The organism is Cellulosilyticum ruminicola JCM 14822, from assembly GCF_001311925.1.
GTDB lineage: Bacteria > Bacillota > Clostridia > Lachnospirales > Cellulosilyticaceae > Cellulosilyticum > Cellulosilyticum ruminicola.
On sequence record NZ_BBCG01000092.1, the window covers coordinates 1 to 7,935 of the forward strand.

At 33.5% G+C, this 7,935-nt stretch carries 10 protein-coding genes and 1 pseudogene; 9 read left to right on the plus strand and 2 right to left on the minus strand.

Annotation, left to right across the window (positions count from 1 at the left end):
• Both JCM14822_RS17160 and JCM14822_RS20680 read right to left on the minus strand, forming a co-directional pair.
• Positions 1–512 (minus strand): transposase (locus JCM14822_RS17160; RefSeq protein ID WP_157047860.1); only part of this gene is annotated, 512 nt, incomplete at its 3' end.
• A 122-nt stretch (positions 513–634) separates the two neighbouring features.
• Complete coding sequence (locus tag JCM14822_RS20680) at positions 635–793, minus strand: hypothetical protein (protein ID WP_157047861.1); 159 nt, start codon at positions 791–793, stop codon at positions 635–637.
• Between the two features lie 265 nt (positions 794–1,058).
• Here JCM14822_RS20680 and rfbD point away from each other — a divergent pair, with 265 nt between their 5' ends.
• From rfbD to JCM14822_RS20685, 9 genes and pseudogenes are all read left to right on the plus strand, one after another.
• Positions 1,059–1,907: a dTDP-4-dehydrorhamnose reductase gene (gene rfbD, locus JCM14822_RS17165; protein ID WP_054743716.1), complete on the plus strand. Its 849-nt coding sequence runs from the start codon at positions 1,059–1,061 to the stop codon at positions 1,905–1,907.
• Positions 1,908–1,932: 25 nt separating this feature from the next.
• A pseudogene (locus JCM14822_RS24660) lies at positions 1,933–3,225 on the plus strand (dicarboxylate/amino acid:cation symporter).
• Between the two features lie 1,002 nt (positions 3,226–4,227).
• Positions 4,228–4,488: a hypothetical protein gene (locus JCM14822_RS24245; protein WP_083461540.1), complete on the plus strand. Its 261-nt coding sequence runs from the start codon at positions 4,228–4,230 to the stop codon at positions 4,486–4,488.
• Positions 4,489–4,612: 124 nt separating this feature from the next.
• Positions 4,613–4,831, plus strand: a complete 219-nt coding sequence (locus tag JCM14822_RS24665) for a hypothetical protein (RefSeq protein ID WP_334291658.1) — start codon at positions 4,613–4,615, stop codon at positions 4,829–4,831.
• A gap of 134 nt (positions 4,832–4,965) precedes the next feature.
• A complete protein-coding gene (locus tag JCM14822_RS24250) occupies positions 4,966–5,088 on the plus strand; it encodes a hypothetical protein (RefSeq protein WP_330377661.1) in 123 nt (40 codons plus the stop codon).
• A 5-nt stretch (positions 5,089–5,093) separates the two neighbouring features.
• Complete coding sequence (locus JCM14822_RS24255; protein ID WP_330377662.1) at positions 5,094–5,726, plus strand: ABC transporter permease; 633 nt, start codon at positions 5,094–5,096, stop codon at positions 5,724–5,726.
• A complete protein-coding gene (locus JCM14822_RS17180) occupies positions 5,618–5,959 on the plus strand; it encodes a hypothetical protein (RefSeq protein ID WP_054743718.1) in 342 nt (113 codons plus the stop codon). The genes JCM14822_RS24255 and JCM14822_RS17180 overlap by 109 nt, the downstream gene beginning before the upstream one ends.
• Positions 5,960–5,994: 35 nt before the next feature.
• A complete protein-coding gene (locus tag JCM14822_RS17185) occupies positions 5,995–7,533 on the plus strand; it encodes a nitrite/sulfite reductase (RefSeq protein WP_054743720.1) in 1,539 nt (512 codons plus the stop codon).
• Between the two features lie 190 nt (positions 7,534–7,723).
• Positions 7,724–7,885, plus strand: a complete 162-nt coding sequence (locus JCM14822_RS20685; RefSeq protein ID WP_157047862.1) for a hypothetical protein — start codon at positions 7,724–7,726, stop codon at positions 7,883–7,885.
• The last annotated feature ends 50 nt before the right edge of the window (positions 7,886–7,935 follow it).

Sequence of the window (7,935 nt, forward strand, 5' to 3'; positions counted from 1 at the left end):
TCCCAAAAGATTAAAGGAATAATATTCCAATATAAAAGGGTATACTTTCCTTTATACAACAGCTTGTTTTTTGAAATATTTTGAATTGAAATACCTTTTATCGCTTGCTCATAAATCCAAGTTATTTCAAGGCGTTTCAATTCATTTCTAGCCTGCTTTAATCCTTTACTAAATCCTAATGACATGCCTTGAACTTCTAGTTCGCAGTATAGATAGCATAGCATCAATAAGTACATATATCGTTTTATTCTTCTTATTGTATGAATCTGATATTTATCAAAGCCTAATCGTCTTTTTGTTTCTCTAAAAAATGCTTCAATAGGCCATCTTTTAAGATAATGATTTAAAATCTGTTTAGTAGACAGTTCAGTATCTAGACTAATAAAACATTTTAAAGCATGCTTATTCCAAAGAGCATTTTCAGGGCAACTCATAATAATCTTTACCTTTTTGAATCCATTAATTCTACCAAGATAGGTATATGTATAATAGGACTTACCCTTGTCTGTCACCAAGTCAAGTTCATGTTGCTTAAGTGTTTTAATAAAGTCATTAATTTTTATATCATCTTCTCTATGACCCTAGGGAAGATTTTACGATTAGATTTTAGAGCACCAAGATAGTTAAAACCTATCTAAGTTGCGGCATTAAATAATGCCGCACAACTATACCAACTATCAGCTAAAACATAGCCTTTGTTAACTGGATACGGTAGCTCTTTTAATAGGTTAGCAGCTATTTTTATTTTACTGGACGCATCTTTTTGATAAAGTACAATGTCATACGGGAGCACAAGGTCTCCACATCGAAGTATAACAGTAACAAACTGATGTCCATATACTGTTTTTCTTTTTAAATGGGAGTTATGAAATGAACAACCTTGGATAGTATTTTTTTTGAAAATAAGTATATAAATAATCCGTGCCACTACTTAAATGACTTGTATAATTGTATACAATCATTTGTTTTGATTTTATATAAATGCTTGAAATTTGCATAAAAAATATATATACTTAAGTCAAGTGAAAAAACTTCAATAGATGTGGCAGGAGGAAAATATGAAAAATGTAAGTAAAGTATGGATTGTTGGTGCAAGTGGTCAAATTGGAAAAGCATTAAATAGTATCTTAGATAGATGTGAAATGGAAATTTTGAACACAGATATAGATGATGTAGATATTACCAATGCAGAAGAAGTTATGAAATTTGCAGATAGAAATAGACCTGACGTCATTATTAATTGTGGGGCATTAACTTCTATAGATGAATGTGAAGCTGATTTACAAAAGGCATATAAAGTAAATGCTATTGGAGCAAGAAATGTGAGTATTGCCACTAAGCGTGTGCATGCCAAGTTAATTCATTTGTCAACAGATGATGTATTTGATGGAAAAAGTACTAAACCGTACAGTGAATTTGATCAGCCTATACCAAGTCTAGTTTATGGCAAATCAAAACTGGCAGGTGAACAATTTGTAAAAGACTTTGCAGACCGTTATTTTATTATCCGTAGTAATTGGGTATATGGCAAAGGTGAAAATTTTATTCAAGATTTATTAGCACTTGCCAAACAAAAGGATGTAATACATATTTCAAATGAAGCTTTTGGCAATCCAACAAGTGCTAAAGCTTTAGGGCAGTTTATTATTAAATTAATGCAAAGTAATGAATATGGTGTTTATCATGTAACTTGTGAAGGAACATGTAGTCGCAAAGAATTTGCGGAGGAAATTATTCGTTTGTCAGGATTAAATACAAAAATAGTTGCAGTTACCAATGATGAAGATGAAGTGGTTTCTAAAAGACCAGCTTATACAGTGCTAGATAACTTAATGCGACATCTTTTAGAAAATATGAAAATGCCACATTGGAAAGAAGCTTTAGCAGAGTATATGAAAATCATTTAGTAAGAAGCGTATAAAGGAGTAGTATATGGAGAGAAGAAACAAAAAGAAACTAGGCTTAACAACAGTTATTTTTATTGCATTAGTGTTAGGCACAGCTTTAGGACTTATGATGCATTATTGGATACCATCAGGTTATGTGCGTGATCAATTTATTATTAATGGTGTGTTTTATGTATTAGGAAATGGTTTTCTACGCGCTATGCGTATGCTGGTTGTACCTTTAGTATTTTGCTCGATTGTTTGTGGAACCATGTCGATTGGAGATACTAAAAAGCTTGGTAAAGTAGGTGTTAAGACTTTAGCCTTTTATATGGTTACAACAGCCATGGCAATTACAGTGGCCTTAGCAATCGGGAATCTCATTAATCCAGGACGTAATCTAGATATGAGTGCCATTCAGGTAGTAGAAACAACAGTGGCAGAAGCTAAACCTTTTGCTGATGTACTTTTAGATATTATTCCAATTAATCCTATAGGGGCTTTAGCGGAAGGAAATATGTTACAAGTTATTTTCTTTGCCCTTATTGTTGGAATTATTTTAGCTGCACAAGGTGATCGTGCAAGTACAGTGATTGACTTTTTTGCACAAGGAATAATATTATGATGGATATGACAATGATGGTGATGAAAGTAGCACCAATTGGCGTATTTTGTCTAATAGCAAAAACTTTTGCAGCCATTGGATTTGATGGTTTTGCACCAATGATTAAATATATGCTTGGAGTACTTATTGCTTTAGGTGTACAATGTTTTATTGTGTATATGCTAATGCTCAAAGGTTTTACTGGTATGAGTCCAGTGAAATTCATTAAAAAAGTTTTTACCAGTTATGGGTTTTGCTTTTTCAACAGCTACATCTAATGCTACTATTCCACTTTCAATTGAGACATTAGATAAGAAAATGGGAATTTCTAAGAAAATAAGCTCATTTACAATCCCACTTGGTGCGACTATTAATATGGATGGGACAGCGATTATGCAAGGTGTAGCAGTTGTATTTGTTGCACAAGCATTTCAAATTACATTAACACCTGTTGATTATTTAACTGTAATTGCAACAGCAACTATTGCGTCAATTGGAACAGCTGGGGTACCTAGCGTAGGGCTTATTACACTTTCAATGGTATTTGCTTCTGTAGGGCTTCCAGTAGAAGGTATCGGTTTAATAATGGGTATTGATAGACTTCTAGATATGACACGTACAGCAGTTAATATTACAGGTGATGCAGTATGTACAACAATTGTGGCACATCAAGATAAAATGATTGATCATAATGTATTTAATACGCCTGAACAAGAACTAAATCTAGAAATGTAGGTATATTTAATAGATATCGGGAGTAGTGCTTGCTACTATATACACCTTCCGTAATTTGTGCTACTCTAATAATGAAAGAAACGGCGAAAAACTTGCTCTGGTACACTCTGCTTCGGACACTTCGCTTAAAATTTCTTTCAGTATCGTCGCTAAGAGTAGCATCAAATTACTTTATAGGTGGAATAGTAGCAAGCACTACTCCCTTTACTATTTAGATAGCATAGGTGGGAGAGAGAAAGAGAAAAGTTAATGTATTCATTTTGATGGTGAATATAAACTTTAAGATTTTATTTATATGTAGTGTTAGTTATACTTGTAGAGAAAAAGCCATTTTGGAATGATTTCAAGTTGGCTTTTTGTTTGTGGGGGATAAAGGAGGGGAAAAATAGGGATACTTGTTGTAAAAGCTATAAGATGAGTTGATGAAGTGAAAGTGAAAATGGTTTTCAACATTGATGGGAAAATAAAATTTGCGGATTTACCTATGAGAGAGGAGGCACTTTTGAAGTTTAGAGGAACAGTGCTGGATTGAGATAATAGTAGGGGGGTATATAGCAGGGGCAGAAGTAAAATGCTATGATGAAGTAGGGAATGAAATAGAGAATATTTTTGAATTAAATAAGAAGTTACAGTTTTAAAACTAGTATTTTTCTGTGGAAATAAAACTAAGATAAAATAGGTCTAAATTATGCAAATTGCTAGTGAGTATAAGCCAGTGATTTGCTTTTTTATTGTCATTTATGTATAGAGTGGATGAAAGTGTTGGTTTTATTTATAATTTATAAATAAAACTTGGTAATTGCATATAATTATAAAAATTTATAAAAATATTGACAAATAATAGGGTGAAGTATAAACTAAAAATCGTATTAAACATATTAGATAAGTAGGAATTTAAACATATTAGATAAGTAGGAATTTGATAGACAGAAGAGATAAGATGATTTTTCAAAAATGGTCTTTAAACTTTGTTTGAAATACTTTTTAATAAGTGGATTAAGTTTGAGCATTTTAGTTGGTTGTGGGCAAGGGACAAATAAACAAGTAGCACTTTTAAATGTATCTTATGATCTCACCAAAGAGTTATATACACAGATTAATGAAGGATTTACTAATAAGTGGCAATCTGAAAAAGGTGAGCAAATCATTATTAGCCAGTTTCATGGTACTTCTGAAAAGCAGGCTAGGGGAGTGATGGAAGGTCTTGAAGCTGATTTGGTCACTTTAGCCTTAGGATATGATATTAAAGCTAAGGTGGTTTAATTGATAAGGATTGGCAAAGTGAGTTTGAAGGGAATAGTGCACCGTATACTTCAACTATTGTATTTCTAGTGAGAAAAGGCAATCCTAAACAAATAAAGATTGGGATGATTTAGTAAAAGAAGGTATAAGTGTAGGGACACCTAATCCGAAGACTTCAGGTGGGGCTAGATGGAATTACTTAGTAGCTTGGGCATATGCCTTAGAACGTCACGACAATGATGAAACGGCTGCAAAAGATTTTGTCAAAGCACTTTATGAAAATGTAGAAGTTTTAGATTCAGGGGCCAGAGGGGCAACAACTACATTTGTTGAAAATGGTATAGGAGATGTGCTTATTTCATAGGAGAATGAAGCTTTCTTAACTTTAGAGGAAAGAGATGATTATGCTTTTGAAATCGTTGTACCATCTATGAGCATACTTCCTGAGCCGCCAGTTGCCATAGTTGATGAAGTGGTGGAGAAAAGGGTACAAGAGAAGTGGCAACAGCTTATCTTGATTATTTATATACGAAGGAAGGGCGAAAAATTATTGCACAAAGTTATTATCGCCCAATTGATGAGGAAGTAGCTGAGGCTTATAAGGATAGTTTCCGAGTTTAAAACTTGTGACAATTGATGAGATGTTTGGTGGCTGGCAAGAGGCGCAAAAGAAACATTTTGATGATGGCGGTGTATTTGATAAAACTATGGGGATGGGTGTACATGATTTTTTAGATGTCATTATAAGCAAAAGAGCATTAATGAGTTTTCGTGTAAGTTTTGGATGTGCTTGTATAGTAGCTTTAGTATTTACAGGTATTCCATTTGTCATAAGAGCTGTACAGCCTGTACTTGAAAATTTAGATGGGCAGTATGAAGAAGTTGCTACAATGCTAGGAACAGATAAATTTGCTACCTTTAGACATGTAGTTTTACCAGAGATTTTAGTACTACTTTTAACAGGGTTTTCATTAGCCTTTGCAAGAGACTTAGGCGAATATGGTAGTGTTGTTTTCATTGCAGGGAATATGCCAATGAAAATAGAGATTGCATCACTTTTGATTATGTCAAAGTTAGAACAATGTGATTATGAAGGAGCTACAGTAATTGCTACAAGTTTAAATACGGTATTTGGGATTTTAATGGCTTGGTGTATTACAAAGTTTCAATTCAAAGGAAAAAATATTCTATTAACCTTTTTGGATTTACTAAAAACTTTGATTTACTCATCTTTAGAAATCAAATTGCTGTTTATGTAAGAGAAGGAAAAGTAGAAGATAATAAGCCAATTAAAGAATATAGTTATACAGGTGCACCTGTTATTAATGGACGTGGCTTTAGTATTAAAGCAACTTCAGAAACAGATATTCTCATTTTATTAAGTGATTATAATCGTATTAGCAATAGTCAATCTGAAATTGTATTTTTAGAGAAATGGCTTGATATTCAAAAATATAGAAAGCTTGCATGGCGTAAGGCTGATGTGGTTTAATAAGAAGGAATAAACAATTGACAGGAGGATACTTCATGAGACATTCAGAAATACCAGCAGTAATTCAAAGTGTAGCAAATTATAAGGAAACAGTTGGCCGTGTTTTAGCAGGGGAAGAAGAACTTTTAAAGGTTAAATCAATTATGGGCGGCATGGGTGTTTATCAGCAAAGAGTAAAAGGCACTTTCATGCTTCGCGTACGTATTCCATCTGGAGTTTTAAAAGTAGAGTGGTTTAAAAGCATTTATGAAATTGGGAAGAAAGTAAATGTACCACGTTTTCATTTAACATCAAGACAAGCCATTCAATATCACGGTCTTACTTTAGAACAAACGGTTGAAGTTATGGAAGCACTTTTAGCTCAGGGGCTTGTGACAACAGGTGGTGGCGGTGATAATCCTAGAAATATTGCTTGTTCACCACTTTCGGGTGTAGAGCAAGGAGAAGTTTTTGATGTGACACCATATGCTTTAGGCTGCGCAGATTATATCATGAGTATCATCGATACCTTTAATTTACCACGTAAATACAAAATCGGTTTCTCAAATACAGATGAGGATACAGCTAATGCTACAGCTACAGACTTAGGCTTTTTAGCAAAAATAGAAAATGGTCAGCCAGCTTTTAGAGTCTATGTAGGGGGCGGGATTGGTAAAAATCCTAAATCAGGTATTATTCTTAGAGAAACTATTTTTGAAGATGAAATCTTATATATTGTACAAGGGCTTAAAGAATTATTTGAAGACCTAGGCAATCGTACAAATCGTAATATTGCACGTATTCGTTTCATTGTAGACCGCTTAGGAGAAGAAGAATTCAAAAAGACTTTAGAAGAGTATATTGCCAAAGTTAAATTAAGAGGTTCTCTAACATTAAATCCAGTAGAAGTGACACATGATAAAGTAGGGAAAGTTACAAACTTTACACATAGACGTTTAACTGCTCAAAAGCAAGAAGGTTTATATGCTGTAAGCGTACAGCCACTTGGCGGTTATTTAAGCGTAGATGAAGTGGGACAAATTTTAGAAGCAGTTTCTAAAGCACCAGGTGCAAAATTACGTCTTACAAAAGAGCAATCTATGTACATAACAGATTTAAATGGTGAAGAAGCTGAAAACTTTATTAGTGCAACAGAAGATATCGTTGTAAAAGGTATTGCAGAAAGAATTTTAGTTTGTACAGGATCAAACACATGTCAAATTGGTTTAACACCTACAGAAGAAGTACTTCATGGGATTGTGGAACGCTTCAAAGATGTACCAAAAGAAGAATATGCCCTCTTACCACATATTAATCTTTCAGGATGTATGAGTGCTTGTGTGATTCCACAACTTAGTAAAGTGGGACTCTTTGGTGGCAAAAAACGTGTAGGCGATGAAGCAAGAAATGCTTATGCAGTTTGTATCAATGGTCATAGAAGTGGACATGGTACAAGTTTAGGGGAAGTGGCAGGTCTTATTTTATTAGAAGAAGTACCAGAATTCCTCTATCAATTAGGACGCGACTTAACAGCAGGGACAGTCACAATCGAAAAAGAAGCTTTACTTGAAAAATATCAATCATTTTTCGTTTAAGGTATATATAAGAAATCATCAAAAAGGAGATTGCACAAACATTTGTAAAATCTCCTTTTTCACATTTAAAGGATGAACTAGCCAATTTATCAATGAAGAAAAATAGCTAGTGCAATAAGGAAATCCGTTTTATAATAGAGTTATTCATAAGATGTATTACCAGATAGAAAACTAAGGAAGAGGGGAGACTATGATTTTTGTAGCACTTGTATGGTTTCTAATGGGTTTTATCTGCTATAAAATTGCGGCACGTAAGGGGTTTAGTAAAGCCATATGGACATTACTTGGGGTATTGTTTGGGGTGTTTACTGTAATTATTATGTTATTGATGCCAGATAAAAATGGACAATAAATGATAAAATATTTAAATTAACTTTTAAAAATTAATAAGATAACGAGTTG